Source organism: Lentzea sp. NBC_00516 (assembly GCF_036346835.1).
Lineage (GTDB): Bacteria > Actinomycetota > Actinomycetes > Mycobacteriales > Pseudonocardiaceae > Lentzea > Lentzea sokolovensis.
This window is the reverse complement of sequence record NZ_CP107840.1, coordinates 4,843,858-4,864,601: the sequence shown is the minus strand read 5'-3', so window position 1 is coordinate 4,864,601 and position 20,744 is coordinate 4,843,858. Positions and strand designations below refer to the sequence as shown.

The window sequence follows — 20,744 nt, the reverse complement described above, 5'->3', positions numbered from 1 at the left end:
AGCGGGCGTCCTGCCGGACATGACCCGGGGTGGAGCAGGTGGACGTGGAACCGCGCCAGACGGGTTTCGAGGCCGTCGCGCAGGAGCTGATCGAGCCGCTGCGCCGGTACCTGGCGCGGCGGACCGATGCCGCGACCGCGGACGACGTGCTGTCCGAGACGTTGCTGGTGGCCTGGCGGCGCCGCGCCGAGATGCCGGCCGAGCCGCTGGCCTGGGCGTACGCCGTCGCGCGCAACTGTCTCGCCAACGCGGAACGGACGCGGCGCAGGCAGGACCGGTTGCTCGTGCGGATCTGGCAGCTCGCCAGACCGCCGGAGCACGCGCCGGCCCGTGACGACCCGGATCCTGGGCTGGCCAGGGCACTCGCGCGGTTGTCCGCCGCGGACGCCGAGCTGATGCGGCTCTGGGCGTGGGAGGAACTCGGGCCCGCCGAGATCGCACAGGTCGTCGGGATGAGCGCCAATGCGGTCAGCATTCGCCTGCACCGGGCACGCCGGAAGTTGAAATCCCTGCTGGACGAGCAGGCGGAAGGAGAGCGGCCATGACGGACGACGACCTGCGCGACCGGATGCGCCGCACCGATCCGGCGGCCTCGTTGCGCCCGCTGCCCGACGACGAGGCGCGGCGGCTGGTGGCAGGGGCCGCGCTCGACGGTCCCGTCGCACCGCGGATCTCCTCGCGAAGGCTGCCGGTGCTCGTCGGTGCCGCGGCGGTGATCGCGGTGGTCGCCGGGGTGCTCGTGGCGAGCAGCGGTGGTTCCGGGCAGGCGCCGGGCCCGGACGTCGCGTTGCCGACCTCGACCCAGCCTGGTCTGGAGAACGGTTCGGGACTGCCCGACAACAGCGGCGGGCGGCCCACGACCAGCGGTCAGCCGCGGCCCGGCACCAGCACGTCGCCAACGCCGCCGCCGACCACCACGTCGTCCGACGGCCGCAAGACCACCGTCGCCGTGCTCACGGAAGCGCCGGTGGACCCGGAGGTCCGGTGCCGCAAGCCGGAGGCGGCGGTTCTCCAGGAACGCGCGCAGATGGCGTTCGAGGCCACCGTCCTGCGGATCGAGGGCAATGTCGTGACGTTGCAGGTTCACAGGGCCTGGACCGGTGAGGCCGACCTCGTCGAGGTGCGGAACACCACCAACTCGCCGGTGCTGGCCGGGTTCGAGCCCGAGATCGGCCGCAGGTACCTCGTCGCTGCGAGCGACCTTCAGGTGATGGGGTGCGGCTACAGCGGACTCGACGAGCCCGAGCTGCGCGCGGTCTACGACGAGGCGTTCCCGAAGCGCTGACGAAATCGGCGATGCGCCCGGTGTGGGCGCATCGCCGATTCGCCGTTACTTCGTCAGGTAGGCGTTGATCACGGTCTGGGTGACCGAGTCACCGCCCTTGCCCACAGCGGTGGCCCGCAGCGAGACGCTTCCACCCCTGGCCGGGTTGAGCACGAACATCGAGTCGCCGAAGACCAGCGTCCGCTGCCAGGTGGCGCCCTTGTCGTAGGACACCTGCGCGGTCAGCGACCTCGCCTTGCCCTGCACCGTCAGCGGGATCCGCTGGAACCGGTGCGCGGGCAGGGTTCCGTCGAGGCCGAGGTCCGGCGTGAAGCGGACCATCGACAACGGCACCTGCGTGACACCCGAGGTCGTGGCCGAGTCGAATCCCCACGTCGTCGTGACCGAGGTGCTGATCGCCGCGACGCCCGAACGGGTCGCCGTGGTGGTCAGCTCGTAGCGGCCGGGAGCCGGCGGCAGGGAGAAGAACGTCTCCAGGTCGAGCGGCCGGTCGGTCGAGTCGACCACCTTGCCGCCGAGCTTCAGCACCGTCGACCCCGACTCGACGACCGACCCGCCGGAGCGGCCCTGCCCGTCGGCGAAGAACGGCAGGCTGCCGTAGAGGACGTCCCCGTCGCGGTACAGGCCGACGCGGCGTTCGGTGGTGAGCGCCGGACCGAAGACGCCGGTGTTGAACGTCTTGCGGTAGGTGCGGCCCGGCTTGAACTGCTCGTCCTCGGCGTTCCAGTACGCCTCGGTGCCGTCGGCGTTGTCCTGCTCGAAGCGGAAGCCCCAGGTGTGCTTGGGGGAGTAGAGGTACATCTTCCTGGCGTGCGGCAGGGCGTATCCGAAGGCGACGCCGAACAGCGGGCTGTCACCGAGCGCGGCGCTGGCGAACAGATAGCCGGTGCGGCCCTCGACGGTGGCGCCTGCCGAGGCCTCGATGGTCACGAGGTCCTTGGACTTCAGCTGCTTGCCGTAGCCCGTCCAGAACTTCGTGAGCGTCGTGGACTGGTCGGCGAGGTGGAACTCCTCCCGGTCGGCGCCGGTGTAGGAGGCGACGACCAGTTCGTTCATCTCGCCGGCCTTGCCCTCCGGACCGACGTGCGCCGTGTTGAGGACGCTGAGCGGCAGGCCCAGCAGGCCGAATCCGTACTCCATCGACGGCATCTTGTGGCCGACCCTGATGTACGAGTGGCGCTCGGCCGGGTTGCCCGGCCACCCGATGTCGACGGGCTTGGCCTGGCGGGCGTCGAGCGTGATCGTGGTGTCGGCGCCGACCTCGATGTTCGTGCCGTTGAACCAGTTGTACTCCGCGTTCGGCTGGTCCGGTGAGACCCACTGGCGGCCGGTGAGCAGGTAGCGGCCCTTCGGCACGCGCAGCGACTCGAGCCCGGTGCCGAGACCGACGTAGTCGCCCTGCGCGTCCCCGGTGACGCCCTGCAGTTCCGCGCGCCAGTCCGCGGCGGGCTTGCCGTCGCTGCCGATCGCCTTGACCGTGACGGTGTAGCGCTCGGCTTCGCGCGTCACAGCCGCAGGGGTCACCACGGACTGGCCGCCGCCACTCGCGTTGATGTACGCGCTGAACGTGCCGGACGCGTCACCACCGACCTTGGTGTCGGCGGTCAGCGTGGTGGTGGCAGTGCCGTGCGCGGGCACGGTCACAGTGGAGTCCTTGAGCGTGAAGAAGCCTTGCGGCGCGGCCGTGTCGACCTTCAGCGTGAGGGTGACCGGCTGGTCGCCTTCGTTGCGGTAGAAGACATCTCGCGTCATCAGGACGTCGTCGTGGTGCGGCCACAACGCCGTGCCGAAGGAGACCGAACCGGACGAGACGGTCTGCTTGATCGCCTTGGCGACGTCCGCGCGTCCGGCACCCTGCTCGAACGGGTCGTGCGCGCCGGGCCTCGCCGACGCCATCAGCGCGGCCTTGATCTGGTCGCCGCGCCAGTCGGGGTGCACCTGGGCCAGGATCGCCGCCGCGCCCGCGACGTGCGGGGTCGCCATCGACGTGCCGTTCAGCGAGATGTAGCCCTCGGCGGGCTTGGGCATGGTCTCGCCGAGCCTGCCCGCCGCCGCGGCGCCGATGCCGACACCAGGCGCGGTGATGTCCGGCTTGATCGCGCCGTCACCCTCGCGCGGACCGGTGCTGGAGAAGCTCGCGAGCTTGTCGTCGCGATCCACGGCACCGACGGTGAGCGCCGCGTCCGCGCTGCCGGGGGAGCCGACGGAGTTCGGGCCGTAGTTGCCCGACGCGATCACGAACAGCGTGCCGGTCTCCTGCGAGAGCCTGTTGATCAGGATCTCCATCGGGTCCAGCAACGGGCCGTCCTCGCCGCCGAGACTCATGTTGACGACGTCCGCCTGCTGCTCGACCGCCCACTCGATGCCCGCGAGGATCCCGGACTCGTAGCCGGACCCGTCATCACCGAGCACCTTGCCGTCGAGGATGCGCGCGCCGGGCGCCACGCCCTTGAACTTCCCGCCCGACTTCGCCCCGGTGCCGGCGGCGATCGACGCGACGTGCGTGCCGTGGCCGACGCGGTCCTGATTGTCGGGGGAGTCGGAGAAGTTCTTCTCCGCGACCTCCTGCGTGGCGAGGTCCGGATGCGTGTTGTCGACACCGGTGTCCAGCACGGCGATCTTCACGCCCTTGCCGTCGAACCCGGCCTGCCACGCCTGCGGAGCCCCGATCTGGGCGGTGCTGCGGTCGAGCGCGGCCTTGCGCACCGCGTCCAGCCAGATGGTGGTCTTTGCTGCGCGGCCGTTCGCCAACGACTTCCACACGTCCGGCGCGGACTCGGCGGTCACCGTGACGGCGTCCACGCCGATGCGGCTGAACGAGCGCGCACTCTGCAGCCCGGACCCCGCCGACACGAGCACGCCGAGACCCTTGCGCTTGGTGTACTCGGGCCTGCTCAGCAGCGCGAGGTCGAACAGGCGCCGGTCCAACCGGCCCTCGGTGATCATCGGCTCCACGTCGGCGGGCACGGCGTAGAGGTGCGTGCCGTCCTCTCTCGTGGAGACCATGATGTGCTCGCGGCCCGGCGCGGCCTTGAACTGCTGGGGCTTGCCCTTGTCGTCGGTCAGCACCTGGTCACCCGTGATGAGGGTGATCCACTGCTGCCGGTCCGATGCCGGGGTACTCGTGGTGGCGGCCGTGGTCGCGGCGGCGGGGGTGGCACCGCTCAGCGCCGTGGCCAGCACGAGGCCGGCCATGGCGAGGGGGAGATGAGGTTTCAACGGAGGCCTCTCCTAGGGACGGACAACTCCTCGGCGGCATATGTCCGTCACCCGGCCTCGATATTTCGCAACGGCAACTGTCAACACTCCGGACAACTCGCCCGGAGACTCGGCGAGCCCGCGACCCACTGATACATCGGTCGATATATCAGTTCAGGGCGATCGTGACCTGCCGCTTAGCAATGACCCATTTGACTTCGTCCGCAAACGAGTCATTGCAAGGGGAGGTGGAGCAGCCAGCGGGCCTCGCCGTCGTGGACCTCGTCGGTGGCGGTGAGGCCGGCGGAGGTGGCGACGGCGGCTGAGGCGTGGTGGCTGGGATGGATGTGCGCGATCACGGTGTGTACCGGCTGGGTGCGGAGCCAGGTGACGAGGCCCTGGGCTGCTTCGCGGGCTATGCCGCGGCCCTGCCACGAGGTGCCGACGACCCACGCGATCTCGGCGGTGTGGTCGGCGAGGGTGATCGTTGCTTGGACGGTGCCCGTGAGGCGGTCTTCGTCGCGGAGCCGGATCACCCAGTTCAGCCATCGCACGGCTGGGTCGGGGGAGCCCTCGGCCAGGCGTTCGTAGCGGGCGAGGAGCGCTTCCGGGGAGAGCGGGGTGCCGCCGATGAAGGTGTGCAGGTTCGGGTGCGACAGCACCTCCGCCATCTCGGCGGCGTGCTCGGGTCGTAGCGGCAGCAGGTCGAGGCGGGCTGTGCTGATCAACGTGAAGTGCCCTTTGCAACGAGTCTTTTGCGGTCGAAGTCCAACGAGTCATTGCTAAGCGGCAGGTCAGGAGGGTGCGGCTTGGCCGATATATCAGCTGGGGCGGTGGTGGCGGTGCAGGAAGGCGGCGACGAGGTCGTCGGTGAACGTGCGCGGGACGGGTGAGCCGGTGACCAGGACGCGGTAGTAGACGGGGCCGACCAGGTGGTCCAGGGCCGCGTCGACGTCGAGGTCGGCGGGGAGTTCGCCGCGTTCGATCGCGCGGTCCAGGGGGAGGCGGTCGCGGGCGCGCTGGTGGCTCAGGTGGTCGTCGCGGAGTCTGGTCGCCAGTTGTGGGTCGTGCTGGGCCTGGCCTGTGAGGGCGCGGAAGACGGCGCCTGGGTCTGAGTCGGTGAGGAACTCGGCCACGTTCGCCAGGTGGGTGCGCAGGTCGGTGCCCAGGTCGCCGTGGTCGTGCGGGGTCAGGTGGTCGGCCATGTCCTCGGTGAAGGCTTCGAGCAGCACGTCGACCTTGGTCGGCCACCAGCGGTAGATCGTCTGTTTCGCGACGCCTGCCCGTGCGGCTATGCCCTCCATGGTCACGCCGGCGAAGCCGCGTTCGGCCAGCAGGTCGTCGGCCGCCTCCAGGACTGCCTGCCTGGCCTCTTCGCTGCGTCCGTGCCGGTTTCCGCGGTGCGCGGTACTGCTCTCCATCGGCCACCTCCAGGAGCCGTACCTTAGTCAGGGCTAGTCTAGACGCAACGTTGCGTCTACTCTGGCGGCCATGACCATCACATTGCATGAGCCTCGGGTTCATTCGGTTCTTGACCGGCTCTTCGGTGCCGCGGCGTCTGACGACGACCACGACGGGCCGGCCTGGGGTGACCTGGGGTCGGCCAGCGCGCAGGAACGTGCTGACGCGTTGGAGGGCGTCTACATGCCGATCTCCGCACGCGGGGGAGATCTTCTCTACGGGCTGGTGCGGGCGAGCCGGCCGGACACCGTCGTCGAGTTCGGCACGTCGTTCGGCATCTCGACGCTCTACCTGGCGGCGGCGGTCGCCGACAACGGCAAGGGGCACGTGTACGGGACCGAGATGTCGGAGGCGAAGGTCGCCACCGCGCGGAAGAACCTCGACGAGGCCGGGCTGGGTGGGGTCGCGACGATCCTGCCGGGCGATGCCCGCCGCACGCTGGCCGATCTCAAGGGACCGATCGGGCTGGTGCTGCTCGACGGCTGGAAGGAGCTCTGCCTGCCGGTGCTGCGGGATCTGGAGTCCCGGCTCGCGCCCGGAGCGCTCGTCGTCGCCGACGACATCGACCAGGAGTCGATGGCCGACTACCTCGCCTACGTGCGCGAACCGGCCAACGGGTACGTCAGCGTCGCGTTTCCGGTCGAGGACGGCATGGAGATCAGCTGCCGTGCGTGATCTGACCACGCACGGCAGCTGATATATCGGATATCAGTTAGCGGGTTCAGGAGCAGGTGCTGGAGGAGCCGGAGGTGCGGGCGGAGGTGCCGTCGCCGCCAGGGCCTTCGTGAGGGCTTCCAGCGTGAGGTCGATCTGCCACGACCTGGCCCCTCCGTCGCGCAGCACGGTGGCCACGGATTCGGGGGAGAGGTCGGCCGGCGGTTGCCAGCAGGTGCGGCGCACCAGGTCGGGCAGCAGCAGGTTCTCCACCGGGAGGGTGTTGGCCTCGGCGATGGTCGCCAGTGCCGCACGGGTCGCGGCCAGGCGGGCTGCGGCGTCCGGGTCCTTGTCCGCCCAGCGGTTGGGCGGCGGTGGGCCGTCGTGCTGGCCCGCGGGTTCCGGGAGCTCCGACTTGGCCAACGCGCCCGCCTTGCGCAGGGCGTTCATCCAGACGCTGGACATGCGGCGCTGGGATCGGCCGCGGAAGACCGGGAGAGCGAGCAGTTCGGCCTCATTGGCCGGGTTGCGGGCGGCTGCCTCCATGAGAGCTGAGTCCGGGAGGACTCGGCCTGGGGCTATGTCGCGGTCGCGGGCCACGGTGTCGCGGGCTTCCCACAGCGCACGCACGAGGGCCAGTTGCCTCTGGTTGCGCACGCGGTGGATACCTGACGTGCGCCGCCAGGGGTCGGTACGGGGACGCGGCAAAGGCGCCATCCGCACCGCCTCGAACTCTTCGAGCGCCCAGGCGAGTTTGCCCTGGCGCTCCAGCTCTGTTTCGAGAACGTCGCGCAGCTGCACGAGCAGCTCCACGTCGAGAGCGGCATACGTCAGCCAGTCGGCAGGAAGGGGCCGGCGCGACCAGTCGGCCGCGCCGTGCCCCTTCTCGAGCCTAAAACCGAGTAGCCGTTCCACCAGCGTGCCCAGTGCGACACGGTCGAACCCAGCCAGCCTGCCCGCCAGCTCGGTGTCGAACAGCACGCCGGGTCGCAGCCCGAGTTCGGCGAGGCACGGCAGGTCCTGAGACGCCGCGTGCAACACCCACTCAGTGCCATCCAACGCCTGCACCAGTGGATCGAGCCGTCCGCCTAGGGCGATCGGATCGACCAACCATGTGCCGGCGCCTTCCCGGCGCAGTTGCACCAGATAGGCACGCTGTGAGTAGCGGTAGCCCGAGGCTCGCTCGGTGTCCACCGCGACCGGGCCCTTCGCCCCGGCGAGCGCGTCAGCGGCTCGCCGGAGCGCAGCTTGATCGGCGACCACGGGCGGGACCCCATCAGCAGGTTCCGTCAGCGGTACCGGATCTGGTCCGGTTGGTGCGGTTGGCTCGTCGGCGGGTACATCCACAGCGGATGACCCTACGACGATCGCACCACTCACAGGTGTTCTCGGCCGGTTCAGTGCTTCAAACCGGTATCTAACGGATCACGCCGGCACGCATGGCCAGCGCGACCATCTGAGCGCGATCTCCTGTGCCCAGCTTCCGGCCGATCCGCGACAGGTGAGACTTCACCGTCAACGCGGACAAGCTCAGAGCCTCGCCGATTTCCTTGTTGCTCTGGCCATCGGCGACCAGCTGGAGCACCTCGACCTCACGCGCGGAAAGTTCCCGCGGCGTGTTGTCCGTGCCTGGCACCCGAGTACCCGCTGCGAGTACTGGTGCCACGCTCGGATCTGCGTAAACGCCACCATCGAGAACCCTGCGCACCCCGTCGGTGACCACCATCGGAGAGGCGGACTTCAGGAGGTACGCCTGGGCGCCCGCCTGGAAGGCCGACCTGACCGCGTAGGGGTCGTCGGAGGATGCGAGGACCACGATGCGGGGCCAGCCCTGAGCACGGAGTTCCGTGACCAGGTCGATGCCGGTGCCATCCGGCAAGCCCAGATCGAGGATCGCGAGGTCGCATGGTCCGGTAGCGAGTGCCCGCGCCCGAGCCTCCGCCACCGAAGCGGCCTCATGAACTGTGCCGGCTCCCATTTGTGTGAGCCGGGCTGATATCGCCTCCCTCAGCAGTGGGTGGTCGTCGACCACCAGCACTGAAAAAAGCTCTTCCCGCGGGTGCGGGACCATGTTCGCCGGCAACGAGCCGGCTGGCGTGGTACGAACGGCCTGACCTAAGCCGACGGCAGCCACGTCACTACCTCCCTGGAGTCGGTCGTGCCCCCCGACCGGCACCGGAGACTTTCGTCCAATCAGCCGCGCCACTGATCGACCGAAAGTGGTGTCGTCTGGGGCAGCGTAGCCGCCCATGCGGGTCTACGGGACGATCAATCGGGTATCTATCCCTATTGAGTTGTGACAGATGGCCCCATGTGTCACACGATTGGATGACAACTAGATAGGGGGTGTAACGCGAGCCCCTCTCAGAACGACATCTTGGAGTTGGTTGTGCCTAGCAGTTCTGGTCTCGAACGAGCGCGGGCGTTGCTGCAGCGCGCACCCCTCGTCGACGGCCACAACGACCTGCCGTGGGCTCTGCGCGAGTTCGGCGACGGAACGGGCGAGGACGTCTACACGACCGCCGCGAAGATCGATCTCACGGAACGTCATCCCAGCCTGCACACGGACATCGTGAAAATGCGCGAGGGCGGCCTGGGGATGCAGTTCTGGTCCGTCTGGATTCCCGGCAGGCTGGCGGGTGACGGAGCGGTGACCGCCGTGCTGGAGCAGGTCGAACTGGTCTACGAGCTGGCCGGGCGGTACTCCGAACACCTGGGCCTCGCGACCACGGCCGCCGAAGCTGAAAAAGTCTTCGCCTCCGGGCGTGTCGCCTCCCTCATCGGGGCCGAGGGCGGACATTCCATCAACTCTTCACTCGGTGTTCTGCGCGCGTTGCGCCGCCTGGGCGTCCGGTACATGACACTGACCCACAACGACAACACCCCGTGGGCCGACAGTGCCACTGACCAGCCAGAACACGGCGGGCTGACGGAGTTCGGCCGCGACGTCGTGCGCGAGATGAACCGGATCGGCATGCTCGTCGACCTGAGCCACGTCGCGCCCAGCACGATGCACGCCGCGCTCGAGACGAGCGTCAAGCCCGTCATCTTCAGTCACTCGTCGTGCCGCCGGGTTGCGGACCACCCGCGCAACATTCCGGACGACGTGCTGATCAAGTTGAAGGCAAATGGCGGTGTGGCCATGATCACATTCGTGCCGGACTTCGTCTCACCCCGTGTCGCTGAATGGGACGCAGCCCTTCGTGCGGCCATGACGGCCGCCGGCGCGAACCACGCCGACATGGGGGAGCGCAAGGCGTTCGGCGAGAAGTGGATCGTCGAGCACCCGAAGCCGATCGCCACGCTCGACGACGTCGTCCTGCACCTCGAGCACGCCCGTGAGGTCGTCGGAGTCGACCACCTCGGACTGGGCGGCGACTACGACGGCGTCCAGGCGCTGCCGCAGGGCCTGGAGGACGTCTCCACCTACCCGAACCTCTTCGGCGCGCTGCTCGACAAGGGCTGGTCCGAGGACGACTGCGTCAAGCTCGCGGGCGCGAACGTCCTGCGAGTCCTGCGGGACGCCGACTGAGTCTCAGGGCTGGCGCTGGCCGAACATGGTGACGCCGACCGGCGGCAGCCCCACGGCCGTCGCCATCAGCTCGTAGAACGCGGTGCCGTGCTCGGCGAGTTCCCCGTCGAGCGCGGTCCACGACGCACGCAGCTCCAGGTCATCGGTGCGCGCGGGGCCGGCGATGTCGCCGAACCGGGCCGACGACGTCTGCGTGACGGTCCCGCCCAGGGCGGTGAACCCGGCCTCGGACTGCTCCAGCGCCTCGGTCAGCCACGACCACCCGACCTCGGGCAGCAGGGGATCCGACGCGAGCTCGTGGTCCAGTTCGACGCGCACGTACGCCACGACGCGCAGGACACCGCCCCACGCCTCGTCGCCGTCCGGATCGTGCAGCAGCACGAGCCTTCCGGTCGACAGTTCGTCCGACGGGCCGGTGACCTCAGCCGTCAGCGCGTACGCCCACGGAGCGAGCCGCTGCGGTGGGCGAACTTCGGTGAGTTCGATCTCGGGCCTGTGGCGAACCGACTTGAGCGTCCCCACCGCCCGGCGGAAGATTTCCGGCTCGGTCACACAACTGACTGTATGCCTCGCAATCCGGCCGAGTGATGGCGGCACGCCGGGACGTGGGACCATGAAAGAGATATGAGCGCACAAGTTCCCCTCCTCGTGGCCGCAAGTGGCGGCACCCCGTCGCACACCCCTGTCTGGTTCATGAGGCAGGCGGGACGGTCGTTGCCCGAGTACCGGGCGCTCCGCCAGGGCACCGTCATGCTCGAGGCGTGCATGGACCCGGAGATGGTCTGCGAGATCACCATGCAGCCCGTCCGGCGGCACGGTGTCGACGCCGCGATCCTCTTCTCCGACATCGTCGTGCCGCTCAAGGCCGCCGGTGTCGACCTCGACATCGTCGCGGGTACCGGTCCCGTGGTCGCGAACCCGGTCAGGACGCTCGAAGACGTCAAGGCTCTTCCCGAGCTGCACGCCGAGCAGGTCCAGCCGGTCGCGGACGCGATCGGGTTGCTGCTCAAGGAACTCCCGCAGGAAGTCGCTCTGATCGGGTTCGCGGGAGCGCCGTTCACGCTGGCCTCCTACCTGGTCGAGGGCGGACCGAGCAAGAACCACGAGCGCACGAAGGCGCTCATGCACGGCAACCCCGAACTGTGGCACGCGCTGCTCGCCAAGATCGCCGACGTCACGACGGCGTTCCTGCACGCCCAGCTCGACGCGGGTGTCCAGGCGGTCCAGCTGTTCGACTCGTGGGCGGGCGCGCTGTCCGAGCGCGACTACCGCGAGTTCGTTCTGCCGCACTCGAAGCGCGTCCTGGAGACGATCACGACGGTGCCGCGCATCCACTTCGGCGTCGGTACCGGCGAACTGCTGCCCGCGATGCGCGAGGCCGGCGCGGACGTCGTCGGCGTCGACTGGCGGATTCCCCTGGACGTCGCCGTGCGGCGGCTCCAGCAGGCGAACCCCGAGCTGCCGAAGCCGGTCGTGCAGGGCAACCTCGACCCGGCGCTGTTCTTCGCGGGCTTCGAGGCCGTCGAACGCGAGGTGCGCCGCATCCACGCCGAGGGCAAGGCCGCCGCGGGCCACATCTTCAACCTCGGCCACGGCGTGCTGCCCGACACCGATCCGGAGATCATCACCCGGACCGTCGAACTGATCCACAGCTTGTAATGCACGGAAGAGCGCCGCACGTCGCAGTCGTCGGGGGAGGCATCTCCGGCCTGGCCGCCGCGCACCGGTTGCGGATGCTGCTCGGCCCGCAGGCCAGGATCACGGTGATCGAGCAGTCCGACCGGCTCGGCGGCAAGCTGCGCACGACCGAGCTCGCGGGTGTGCGGTTCGACGTGGGCGCCGAGGCGTTCCTGCACCGCAAGCCCGAGGCGCAGGAGCTGATCAACGAGGTCGGCCTCGCCGATCACGTCGTGCACCCGACGGCCGCGAAGGCGAGCGTTCACGCGGCCGGGCGCACGCACCAACTGCCGGCGCACACGTTCATGGGCGTCCCGGCCAGCGTCGAGACAGTGCGGCACATGCTGTCGTCCGAGGGCGCGCTGCGCGTCGAGATGGAACCGACGCTGCCGCCGATCGAGCTCAGGGGCGGCGACGTCGCCGTCGGCACGCTGATGAAGGAGCGGTTCGGCCCCGAGGTCGCAGACCGCCTCGTCAGTCCGCTGCTGGGCGGCGTCTACGCGGGCCGCGCGGACGAGCTGGGCCTGCGCGCCACGATGCCGCAGATCGCGACGCTGCTGGACAAGGGCGTCGGCTCGCTGCTCGCGGCCGCCGCGACGATGATGCCCGCCCCACCCCAGGCCCGCTCCGCACGACCGCCGGTGTTCGCGTCCCTGAGCAACGGCGTCTCGTCGCTCGTCGACAGGCTCGCCGAGGTCGCGAAGCCCGAGATCAGGCTCGGCCTGCCGGTCAGGGTCCTGTCGTGGCTCGGCGCCGGCTGGCGACTGGAGATCGGCTCGGCCGCGACCCCGCAGTACCTGGAGTGCGACGGCGTCGTGCTCGCGGTCCCGGCCCCGTCCGCGCGCAAGCTGCTGCACGAGATCGCGCCGCAGGTGTCCGCCGCGTACGGCAAGGTCGAGGTCGCCTCGATGGCCGTGGTCGCGCTCGCGTTGCCGCCGGGCACCGAACTGCCGCAGCGCTCCGGCGTCCTGATCGCGGAGGGGGAGCGGTACTCCGACCGCATCACCCCGTTCACCGCCAAGGCCTTCACGTTCTCCAGCCGCAAGTGGGCGCACTACGGCGAACCGGTCATCCTGCGCGGCTCGGTCGGGCGGCACGGCGAGACGGCGCTCCTGCAGCGCAGCGACGCCGACCTGGTCAAGGCCGTGCGCAACGACCTGCGGGAGCTGACGGGAATCAAGGCCGCGCCCATCGACTACGTGGTCCAGCGCTGGGGCGGCGGGCTGCCGCAGTACGGCGTCGGTCACGTCGACCTGGTGGACACCATCGAACGCGGGATCGCCGACGTGCCGGGCCTCGCCGTGGCGGGCGCCACCCTGCACGGCGTGGGTGTGCCGGCCTGCATCGCGACCGCCGACTCGGCCGCCGCCCGTGTCGCAGCACACCTGCTGGGCCGCGTTCGGCGCTGAGAGGCCCGTGCCAAGATGGACCTATGGCGCGCCTGAACTACAACGAGCTCAACGACACCATCCGCTACACGATGTGGTCGGTGTTCCGGGTCGAACCCGGCAAGCTTCCGGACGACCGTTCGGCTGCTGCCAGCGAGACCCAGAACTACCTGGACGCGTTGGAGGGCAAGGGTGTCGTCGTGCGCGGCGTCTACGACGTGGCCGGTCTGCGCGCCGACGCGGACTTCATGATCTGGTGGCACGCCGAGGAGATCGAGCAGGTGCAGGCCGCCTACACGGGCTTCCGCCGCACCCCGCTCGGCAAGGTCTCCACACCGGTCTGGTCGCAGGTCGCCCTGCACCGTCCCGCGGAGTTCAACCGCAGCCACATCCCCGCGTTCCTCGCGGGTGAAGAGGCGCGCAAGTACATCTGCGTCTACCCGTTCGTGCGGTCCTACGAGTGGTACCTGCTGCCGGAGGAGGACCGCCGCAAGATGCTGGCAGACCACGGCAAGGAAGCCCGCGACTACCCGGACGTGCGCGCGAACACCGTCGCGTCGTTCGCTCTCGGCGACTACGAGTGGCTGCTCGCGTTCGAAGCCGACGAGCTGCACCGCATCGTCGACCTCATGCGGCACCTGCGCGGCACCGAGGCGCGGCTGCACGTGCGAGAGGAAATCCCCTTCTACACGGGCACCCGCGTCCCGGTCGCCGAGCTGGTTCTCAACCTGCCCTAGGAAACCTTGTAAGCCCGGATCACCGTCAGCTCAACGGTGCCGCCCTTGGCGTCCGTCGCAGTGGCCTTCAACGAAGTCCACTGCGCGTTCGCCGGGTTGTAGACCAACGCGCTGTTGCCGACCACGCCCGCACGGCGCCACGACTTGCCGTCGTCGTGCGAGTACTCGACGCCGGTGATGCGCACCTTGCCCGTGTCACCCTGCGTCTGGGTGAGCAAACCGATGCGCTGCAACGTGCCCGCGGGCACCGCGCCGTTGTCGTCGAGCTTCGGTTCGAAGCGCACCACCGACAGCGGCGGCGCGTCGATCTTGCCCTCGGTGCCCTTGGACTTGAAGGTCCACACGGCGGACACCTTGGTGCTGAACTCGAACTGCGAGCTCCGGTCGATGCTCATCTCGGCGCGGAAGTCGGCCTGCGGCAGCGGTACGTTCGAGAAGTAGCCACCGGGGGTGTCGGTCTCGCCGATCAGTACTCCGTTGCGGTACAACGCGGTCCTGGCGCTGTCCACAGTGGACCTGCCGTCGCCGTGCGTGCCGTCGCTCACCATCGGCGGGCTGACGTTCAACTGCGAGCCGTACCGCTCGACGAACCCGTACGGCGACTCGGGCAGCCCCGGCGAGAACACCGGCCGGACTTCGCGTTCCCGGTAGGTCCTGCCCGCCGCGTACGTGCGCGTCCCCGAAGTGATGCGTTCCTGCGCGCCGTTGGCGTGCCGCGTCGCGACCGCGGACTGCCAGCGAACGTCCTCGGTCGTCACGTAGTCGACCGCAGTGGCGCCCACGGCCACCGGGTAGAGCGCGGTGCCGCTGCTCACCCCGAGCGTGGTCACCGGCAGTTCGCCCTTCTGCGCCTGGCTGTCCGGCTTGAGGCCACCGATCGTGGACTCGACCCTGGCCAGGTCCTTCTTGGCCGGCGCCTTGTTCAGGCCGACGGGGAAGCCGCCGGGAACCGGGTAGGCGAGCCGGTAGAACGTGTGCGGATCGGCCGTGGTGTTGGCCTGCAGCATCGCGAGCGAGGACAGGTCGCTGGGCGGCAGCGGTCCGCCGGCCTGGGCGATCGCGACGCCCTCAAAGCCGCCGAACATCACCAGCGTGCCCCCCAACCGGTCCTGTCCGCCCACCGAGCGGCGGAAGGCGATCAGACCCAGGGTGAAGTCACCGGTCTCCTCCGGCGCCTTCACCGACACCGGCTGGGCCAGGCGGGCGTCCTGCGTGATCGTCAGGTCGCCGGTCAGCTTCACGTCCGGCTGGAAGAGCAGGTCCATGCCGCGCTCGCCGTTGGGCAGGCTCGTGTCGAGGTAGTAGGTGCCCTTGGGGAGACGAATCTTCAGGTCCCCGGCGCCGGAGAGCGCCTTGACCACGTTGTTGTCCAAGCCGACCAGGAACGTGAACGAGTCACCCGGATCCTGCCCGTCGCGGCCGATCATGTCGATCGTGAGCGTGTAGCTCTCGACCTCGCGGTCGATGCCGACGAGCGTGCGGACCGTGTGCGTGCCGGACGTCGCGACGATCTCGCCCGAGTACGCGGCGTCCTTGGTGCCGACGCGCGTGTCACCGGTGACGTTGACCGACGCGGTGCCCTTGGCCGGCACGGTCAGCTTCGAGGCGCCCAGCGTGAACATGCCCGCCGGAGCGCTGCCCTTGAACGCGAGGTCGAGCGTGATCGCCGCGTCCGTCGGGTTGGTGTAGGTGATCGGCTTGGTCACCGGCTTGTCGTCGGCGTGCGGCCACTCGTGCAGGCCGAGGTTCACCGCGACGACGTCGGCGGTCAGCACCTGGCCGATCGCCTTGGCCACGTCGATGCGCCCGGCGCCCTGGTCGAACGCGCTGACGCCCTCGGTGGGCTTGGCCGTGGTCGCGAGCACCGACTTGAGCTGTGCGGGCGTCCACTCGGGGTGTTGCTGGCGCAGCAGTGCCGCGGCGCCCGCGACGTGCGGCGTCGCCATCGACGTGCCGCTGGCCGCGAAGTGGTCCGCGGAACCGGCCTTGGCGGCGACGATGTCGACGCCAGGAGCGGTCACCTCGGGCTTGAGCCCGCTGTCTCCAACGCGAGGGCCTTTGCTGGAGAACGGGGCGATCTTGTCGTCGCGGTCGACGGCACCCACCGACAGCGCGGCCTCGGCCGTGCTGGGGGAGCTCACCGACCCCGGCGAACCCGAGTTGCCCGCCGCGATGACGAACAACGTGCCGTACTGGGCCGTCAGGTCGTTGACGGCCTGCTCCAGCGGGTCGACCTCGGGGGTGTCGCCGCCGCCGAGGCTCATGTTGACGACCTGGGCGCCCTGCTCCGCCGCCCAGCGCATGCCGTCGAGGATCCAGGACTCCTGGCAGCCGAACTCGACGCAGACCTTCGCGTCGATCAGCTGCGCACCCGGTGCGACGCCGCCGTACTTCGAGTCGTGGCTCGCGACGGTCGACCCGACGTGCGTGCCGTGTCCGACGTTGTCGGTGTTGTCGGGGTCGGTCGTGAAGTTCTTCTCCGCGATCTGCTGACCCGCGAGGTCGGGGTGCTTCTCGTCGACGCCCGTGTCGACGATCGCGACCTTGATCCCCTTGCCGGTGATGCCCTTCTGGTGGGCGGCCGGCGCGCCGATCTGGGCGACGCTGCGGTCGAGGCTCGGCTTGCGGATGCCGTCGAGCCAGATCTTGTCGCCGGTCGTGGCCTCCGACTTGAGTGCCGACCAGTCGCTGGAGGACCTGGCGCCGACTCTGGCGTGGCCGTCCACGATCAACGGCATGCGGTCGCGGTAGCCGAACTCCAGCAACGTGGTGACGTCGAAGAGTCTGCGGTCGAGCCGGCCCGCCGCCAGGGGCTCGAAGGCGTCCTTCGGCACCACCACGGTGTGGCCGTCGGCCGTGCGGGCGGTCTTGAAGGTCATGTTCTTGCGGCCCTCGCCGGGCTGGATCGCGACGACCTGCCCGTCGTGCCCCAGCAGGACCTTGTCGCCGGTGACGAGGGTGACCTCGTCGGTGGTCTGGCCGGGACGCGGGGCGTGGTCGTCCGGTGGTGCGGCCGTGGCCGTCGCCACGGAGGCCGCTGTCAGGGCGAGCGCCGTGACGGCGCCCAGCACTTTCGATTTTCCGCGCATTCGAATCCCCTCATGGTTCGAATTTCTGCGCGCTGTGGTCCGCGCAGGCCGGAAGGCCTCCTGCGGCAAAGCGAAGGCAATGCGAAAAAGGTCCCCCGACCCTTCGAACGTATCGATATAACAACCGGGTAACACAGGGCCGAACGGGGGATTCTGGCCCCCGTTTCGTTCGCCCGTCAGTTCGACTGCCAGAACTTCCAGCGAGCCTTGCGTTTTGCTGACAGTTCTCCGGAAGCACGGCACCATTCCGCGAACGCCGCGGCGTCCTCGCGCGCGCGTGAGCCCGCGCGACGTGGGTATTCGACCGCGTAGGCGTCGAAGAGCGGCCGGAACCGGTCGCCGAGCTCGTCGGCGACCGCCGGGCCCAGCATCCGCACGATGCCGCGCCGTTTCGACAGCAGCGCACGGCGTTCGACAGCCAGGCGTTGTTCGTCGAATCCCGCCGGTGCCGGACCGTTGCCGAGCAATGCGTTTAGCAGCTCCGCCTGCTGGGTCGCAAGCCTTTCGCGTGCTGCCGAAACTTCATTCTCGTTCACGATTTCAGTCACGGTGTTTGTCCACGACGGCGCGGATCGCGGCCAGTTCACTCGCGATTTCGGTGTCGGACGGATAGTTGTCGTCGCGTTCCAGCAGAACACCGGGCGGCGCGACGCGCGAGCACAGTTCGTCCAGCACCTCGAGGACTTCGGGCAGAACCGCGTGGGCGTGCGTGTCGTGGTAGATGTCGCCGTGCTGTTCGCCGCCGGCCACGTGCACGTACGCCAGGCGCTCCAGCGGGATCTCGTCCAGGAACCGCTCCGGGTCGGTGCCGATGTTGCGGGCGTTCGCGTAGAGGTTCGCGACGTCCACGAGCAGCCAGCAGTCCGTGCGTTCGACTAGTTCGGCGAGGAACTGGCCCTCGGACAGCTCGCCGTCCGGCCACTCCAGCAGCGCGGCCACGTTCTCCAGCGCGAGCGGCACGGGCAGGTTCCGCTGGGCGAGCTTGACGTTCGCGACGAGCACGTCGAGCGCGTCCTTGGTGCGCGGCACCGGCATCAGGTGCCCGGAGTCGAGGCCGCCCGCCCGCACGAAGCACACGTGGTCGCTGACCATCGGCGCGCCGACCGCCTCGGCGACCGCGCCCAGGTGCTCGACCCGGTGCAGGTCGACCTGGTCCGCGCCGCCCAGGGACAGCGACACGGCGTGGGGGAGCACCGGGACGCCGCGTTCCAGCAGCAGCGTCACCGACTCGGGCAGGTGTCCGATGTGGAGGTTCTCGGCGACGACCTCGACGAAGTCCACGCCGGGCAACCGTTCCACCGTCAGGTCGATCTCCGAGCGCCAGCCGATGCCGACACCCAGGTCCTTGATCCCCGCCATCAGTCGCCTCCTCCGCCGCCGCCACAGCTGCTACCGCCACCGCAGCTGCTGCTGCCCGACGAACAACTGCTACTGCTACCACAACTGCTGGAGCCACAGCCGCTGCTGCCGCAGGCCGCCGCACTCGAAGCGGCTCTACCGCCACGCCGGCCGGTCTTCTTCCTCTTGCGCGGCAGCATCTTGACGACGCTCTGCGGCAGCCCGAAGAGCTCGGCGACGGTCCGGTTGCCGATCCTGCCGCGGAAGCCCTCCAGCGCCACGGTGAGAACCCGGTCGCTAGCGGTCACGTCCTTCAACGCCGCCCGCCCCGCCCTGGTGAGCGGTTTCGCGCCATATGTCCAATACGCGAAGCCCAGGAACCCCAGTGCCCCGAAGAGCGTCCACGGCTCCAGGAAGGCGGCCAGGCCCAGGACGACGCCGATCACGAGGAAGACCCACCACGCCGCGAGCCGGGGACGCGGGTTGCGGGTCAGTCGCTGTGCGCGCATCTGCTGGTGCAACGACCGCATTTCCGCGCTTTTCATGGCGTTCCGCACGACCGCGTCGAATCGCACCGGCTTGCGCAGGCCGATGAGGATGAGCGTCTCGACCGCGGTCGTGGCGCCCAGCTCGTTCTGGTGCACGGCGGACACGATCCCGTCGCGCGACACCCGCACGAGACCGGCGTCGAGCAACCTCGCCAGCGCGGTCTCCGCGGCCCGGCCGGGGCCCTCCGTCAGATAGCCGATCTGTTCCGGGGGTACTCGCGTGCCCGTTGCCGCCGTTGGTGCCGCCACTAGTCTCCCCCTCCGCCGCCACCGCAGCTGCTACCGCCGCCGCAACTGGAACTGGAACCGCCACAACCGGAACTGCCGCAGCTCGACGACGAACCGCACCCGCCACCGTTCCAGATGGACCTCCGCCTCGCCCTGGCAGGCCTGCGCGGGACCGTCCTCACCACACGCCGCGGGAAGTCGAACAGCTCACCGACATCCTGCCCGCGGACTCTGCCGTCGAACCCGTACAGCGCCACCACGTGCACCCGGTCGCTCGCCTTCACCTGACCCAGGGCTTCTCTGCCCGCCGGGGTGATCGGGCCGCTGCCGTACTGCCAGACGAAGAAACCCAGTGCGATCGCCGCGGCGATGAGGAACACGGGTGAGATGAACCCGAGCACCACCGCCACACCCGCGACCGCGAGCGAGAACCACCGGCTGCCGTGGCGGCGGTGAGGCACCTGCATGAGCTCACGGCTGAGCAGCTGCCGGTACAGCTGCGCCACCTCCGCGCAGTTCCTGGTCGCCAGGACGATCGCGTCGAACTGGACGGGGGTCCGTGCGAAGCTCAGCATCCGCGCTTCGACCGATGTGGTGGCGCCCTGGCCGTCCTGGTGCACCGCGGAGACCAGTCCGTCGCGCGACACCCGCAGCAGGCCTTGGTCGATCAGCCGGGCCAGCACGGTCTCCGCGGCTCGTCCGGGACCGGCTGTCAGGAAACCGGCCTCCTCCGCGGACAGCCACGCCCCCTGCGCGCCTGTCTGTTCCGTCATTGCTTCCCCCTCAACTGCTGGAACTGCTGCAGCTACTGCTACTCGAGCTGCTGCAGCTGCTACTGCTGCTCGAACAACTGCTGCTGGAACTGCCGCAGCTGCTGGAACTGCTGCCGCAGCTGCTGCTCGAACAACTGCTGCCACCACAACTCGACGTGCCGCCGCAGCTGTGGTGGTCCCAGTCGTACGAGCTGCAACCGCTGGTGCCGACGTACGGGGTGGAGGAGGACGTCGTGCGCTGCTTGCCCCGGCGCAGTCCGAACAACGCCACCGAGTCCGCACTGCCGCGGGTCCTCATCGCGTACATCCACACGGTCTTGCCGTTTCGCGTGAGCCTGCCTGGGTTCCGCAGCAGGATCGCGAGGAACACCAGCAGTGCCGTCAGCAGGAACAGTCTCGCGTCGATCGCGAAGGCGACGAACACCGAGACGAACGCCAGCAGGAACAGCACCACCCGCAACGCGATCCTGCCGCCGCGGGGCCTGCCGAACCGGCGGTGCACCATGCCGCGGTCGACGAGGCTCTGGTGCAGCGCGCCCATCTCGTGGCTCGCTCGCGCGACCTGCACGACCTGCTGGATGGGACGAGCGGTGCCCTGGAGTCCGGCGAGGACGTACGCCTCCAGCGCCGTCCTGGCGCCGTAACCGTTCTGGTGGACGGCGGTCACGAGTCCCTCGCGGGAGATGCGCACGAGACCGCCGTCCAGCAACCGGGAGAGAACGGCCTCGGCCGCCCTGCCCGGTCCCCCTGCCAGGAACCCGATCTCCTCCGCGGACCACGTGGCCTGGTGCGGTGTCGAAGATTTGGACATCAGCACTCCCCTCACTGGTGTCAGT

Annotated in this window: 18 protein-coding genes and 1 pseudogene; 7 read left to right on the top strand and 12 right to left on the bottom strand. The window is 69.5% G+C overall.

The genetic code is table 11. The annotated features are described in order from the left end of the window. The first annotated feature begins 38 nt into the window (after nucleotides 1-38). Nucleotides 39-545, top strand: coding sequence for an RNA polymerase sigma factor (locus OG205_RS21095; protein WP_319981611.1), 507 nt, complete (start codon nucleotides 39-41; stop codon nucleotides 543-545). Further along, a complete protein-coding gene (locus tag OG205_RS21090) occupies nucleotides 542-1,285 on the top strand; it encodes a hypothetical protein (protein ID WP_330277950.1) in 744 nt (247 codons plus the stop codon). Before OG205_RS21095 ends, OG205_RS21090 begins: the two co-directional genes overlap by 4 nt. Before the next feature lie 45 nt (nucleotides 1,286-1,330). Here OG205_RS21090 and OG205_RS21085 read toward each other — a convergent pair whose 3' ends face one another. The 3 genes from OG205_RS21085 to OG205_RS21075 all read right to left on the bottom strand — a co-directional run bounded on the left by OG205_RS21085 (nucleotide 1,331) and on the right by OG205_RS21075 (nucleotide 5,904). Next, nucleotides 1,331-4,504, bottom strand: a complete 3,174-nt coding sequence (locus OG205_RS21085; RefSeq protein ID WP_330277949.1) for a S8 family serine peptidase — start codon at nucleotides 4,502-4,504, stop codon at nucleotides 1,331-1,333. A gap of 212 nt (nucleotides 4,505-4,716) precedes the next feature. After that, nucleotides 4,717-5,211 (bottom strand): GNAT family N-acetyltransferase, encoded by a 495-nt coding sequence (locus OG205_RS21080; RefSeq protein WP_330277948.1) that lies wholly within the window; start codon nucleotides 5,209-5,211, stop codon nucleotides 4,717-4,719. Between the two features lie 93 nt (nucleotides 5,212-5,304). After that, entirely contained in the window at nucleotides 5,305-5,904 is a 600-nt protein-coding gene (locus tag OG205_RS21075; protein WP_330277947.1) for a TetR/AcrR family transcriptional regulator, read from the bottom strand. A 70-nt stretch (nucleotides 5,905-5,974) separates the two neighbouring features. Here OG205_RS21075 and OG205_RS21070 point away from each other — a divergent pair, with 70 nt between their 5' ends. Continuing rightward, entirely contained in the window at nucleotides 5,975-6,619 is a 645-nt protein-coding gene (locus OG205_RS21070; RefSeq protein ID WP_330277946.1) for an O-methyltransferase, read from the top strand. Nucleotides 6,620-6,652: 33 nt separating this feature from the next. Here the strand turns inward: OG205_RS21070 and OG205_RS21065 are convergent, their stop codons facing one another. Further along, nucleotides 6,653-7,945, bottom strand: a complete 1,293-nt coding sequence (locus OG205_RS21065; protein ID WP_330277945.1) for a ribonuclease D — start codon at nucleotides 7,943-7,945, stop codon at nucleotides 6,653-6,655. A 70-nt stretch (nucleotides 7,946-8,015) separates the two neighbouring features. Beyond that, nucleotides 8,016-8,732, bottom strand: coding sequence for a response regulator (locus OG205_RS21060; RefSeq protein ID WP_015099292.1), 717 nt, complete (start codon nucleotides 8,730-8,732; stop codon nucleotides 8,016-8,018). Between the two features lie 255 nt (nucleotides 8,733-8,987). Between OG205_RS21060 and OG205_RS21055 the strand changes: the two genes are divergently transcribed. Continuing rightward, nucleotides 8,988-10,130 carry a dipeptidase gene (locus OG205_RS21055; RefSeq protein WP_330277944.1) on the top strand — a complete coding sequence of 381 codons (1,143 nt, stop codon included), beginning with the start codon at nucleotides 8,988-8,990 and terminating at the stop codon, nucleotides 10,128-10,130. A 3-nt stretch (nucleotides 10,131-10,133) separates the two neighbouring features. Here OG205_RS21055 and OG205_RS21050 read toward each other — a convergent pair whose 3' ends face one another. After that, nucleotides 10,134-10,682, bottom strand: a complete 549-nt coding sequence (locus tag OG205_RS21050) for a DUF3000 domain-containing protein (protein WP_330277943.1) — start codon at nucleotides 10,680-10,682, stop codon at nucleotides 10,134-10,136. 72 nt (nucleotides 10,683-10,754) lie between these two features. Here OG205_RS21050 and hemE point away from each other — a divergent pair, with 72 nt between their 5' ends. From hemE to hemQ, 3 genes are read left to right on the top strand one after another with little or no spacing between them, the layout of a single operon-like run. Continuing rightward, nucleotides 10,755-11,789: a uroporphyrinogen decarboxylase gene (hemE, locus tag OG205_RS21045; protein ID WP_330277942.1), complete on the top strand. Its 1,035-nt coding sequence runs from the start codon at nucleotides 10,755-10,757 to the stop codon at nucleotides 11,787-11,789. Continuing rightward, nucleotides 11,789-13,216, top strand: coding sequence for a protoporphyrinogen oxidase (gene hemG / locus OG205_RS21040; protein WP_330277941.1), 1,428 nt, complete (start codon nucleotides 11,789-11,791; stop codon nucleotides 13,214-13,216). The genes hemE and hemG overlap by 1 nt, the downstream gene beginning before the upstream one ends. A 23-nt stretch (nucleotides 13,217-13,239) precedes the next feature. Then, on the top strand, nucleotides 13,240-13,932 hold the full coding sequence (gene hemQ / locus OG205_RS21035; RefSeq protein WP_330277940.1) for a hydrogen peroxide-dependent heme synthase: 693 nt from the start codon (nucleotides 13,240-13,242) through the stop codon (nucleotides 13,930-13,932). On the opposite strand, the gene OG205_RS21030 is transcribed toward hemQ, so the two are convergent. The 6 genes and pseudogenes from OG205_RS21030 to OG205_RS21005 all read right to left on the bottom strand — a co-directional run bounded on the left by OG205_RS21030 (nucleotide 13,929) and on the right by OG205_RS21005 (nucleotide 20,719). Further along, nucleotides 13,929-17,021 carry a S8 family peptidase gene (locus OG205_RS21030; RefSeq protein WP_330277939.1) on the bottom strand — a complete coding sequence of 1,031 codons (3,093 nt, stop codon included), beginning with the start codon at nucleotides 17,019-17,021 and terminating at the stop codon, nucleotides 13,929-13,931. The two genes, hemQ and OG205_RS21030, sit on opposite strands and share 4 nt — an antisense overlap. Before the next feature lie 176 nt (nucleotides 17,022-17,197). Further along, on the bottom strand, nucleotides 17,198-17,569 hold the full coding sequence (locus OG205_RS21025) for a hypothetical protein (protein WP_330277938.1): 372 nt from the start codon (nucleotides 17,567-17,569) through the stop codon (nucleotides 17,198-17,200). After that, the gene (locus OG205_RS21020) at nucleotides 17,562-18,380 is read right to left on the bottom strand and encodes a DUF692 domain-containing protein (protein ID WP_330277937.1); all 819 of its coding nucleotides are present in this window, start codon (nucleotides 18,378-18,380) and stop codon (nucleotides 17,562-17,564) included. The genes OG205_RS21025 and OG205_RS21020 overlap by 8 nt, the downstream gene beginning before the upstream one ends. Beyond that, nucleotides 18,380-19,156 carry a TIGR04222 domain-containing membrane protein gene (locus tag OG205_RS21015; RefSeq protein WP_330277936.1) on the bottom strand — a complete coding sequence of 259 codons (777 nt, stop codon included), beginning with the start codon at nucleotides 19,154-19,156 and terminating at the stop codon, nucleotides 18,380-18,382. Before OG205_RS21015 ends, OG205_RS21020 begins: the two co-directional genes overlap by 1 nt. Further along, nucleotides 19,156-19,911 (bottom strand): annotated as a pseudogene (locus OG205_RS21010) (TIGR04222 domain-containing membrane protein); the annotation flags it as partial. The gene OG205_RS21015 and the pseudogene OG205_RS21010, both read right to left, overlap by 1 nt. A 7-nt stretch (nucleotides 19,912-19,918) precedes the next feature. Then, the gene (locus OG205_RS21005) at nucleotides 19,919-20,719 is read right to left on the bottom strand and encodes a TIGR04222 domain-containing membrane protein (RefSeq protein ID WP_330277935.1); all 801 of its coding nucleotides are present in this window, start codon (nucleotides 20,717-20,719) and stop codon (nucleotides 19,919-19,921) included. Between the last annotated feature and the right edge of the window lie 25 nt (nucleotides 20,720-20,744).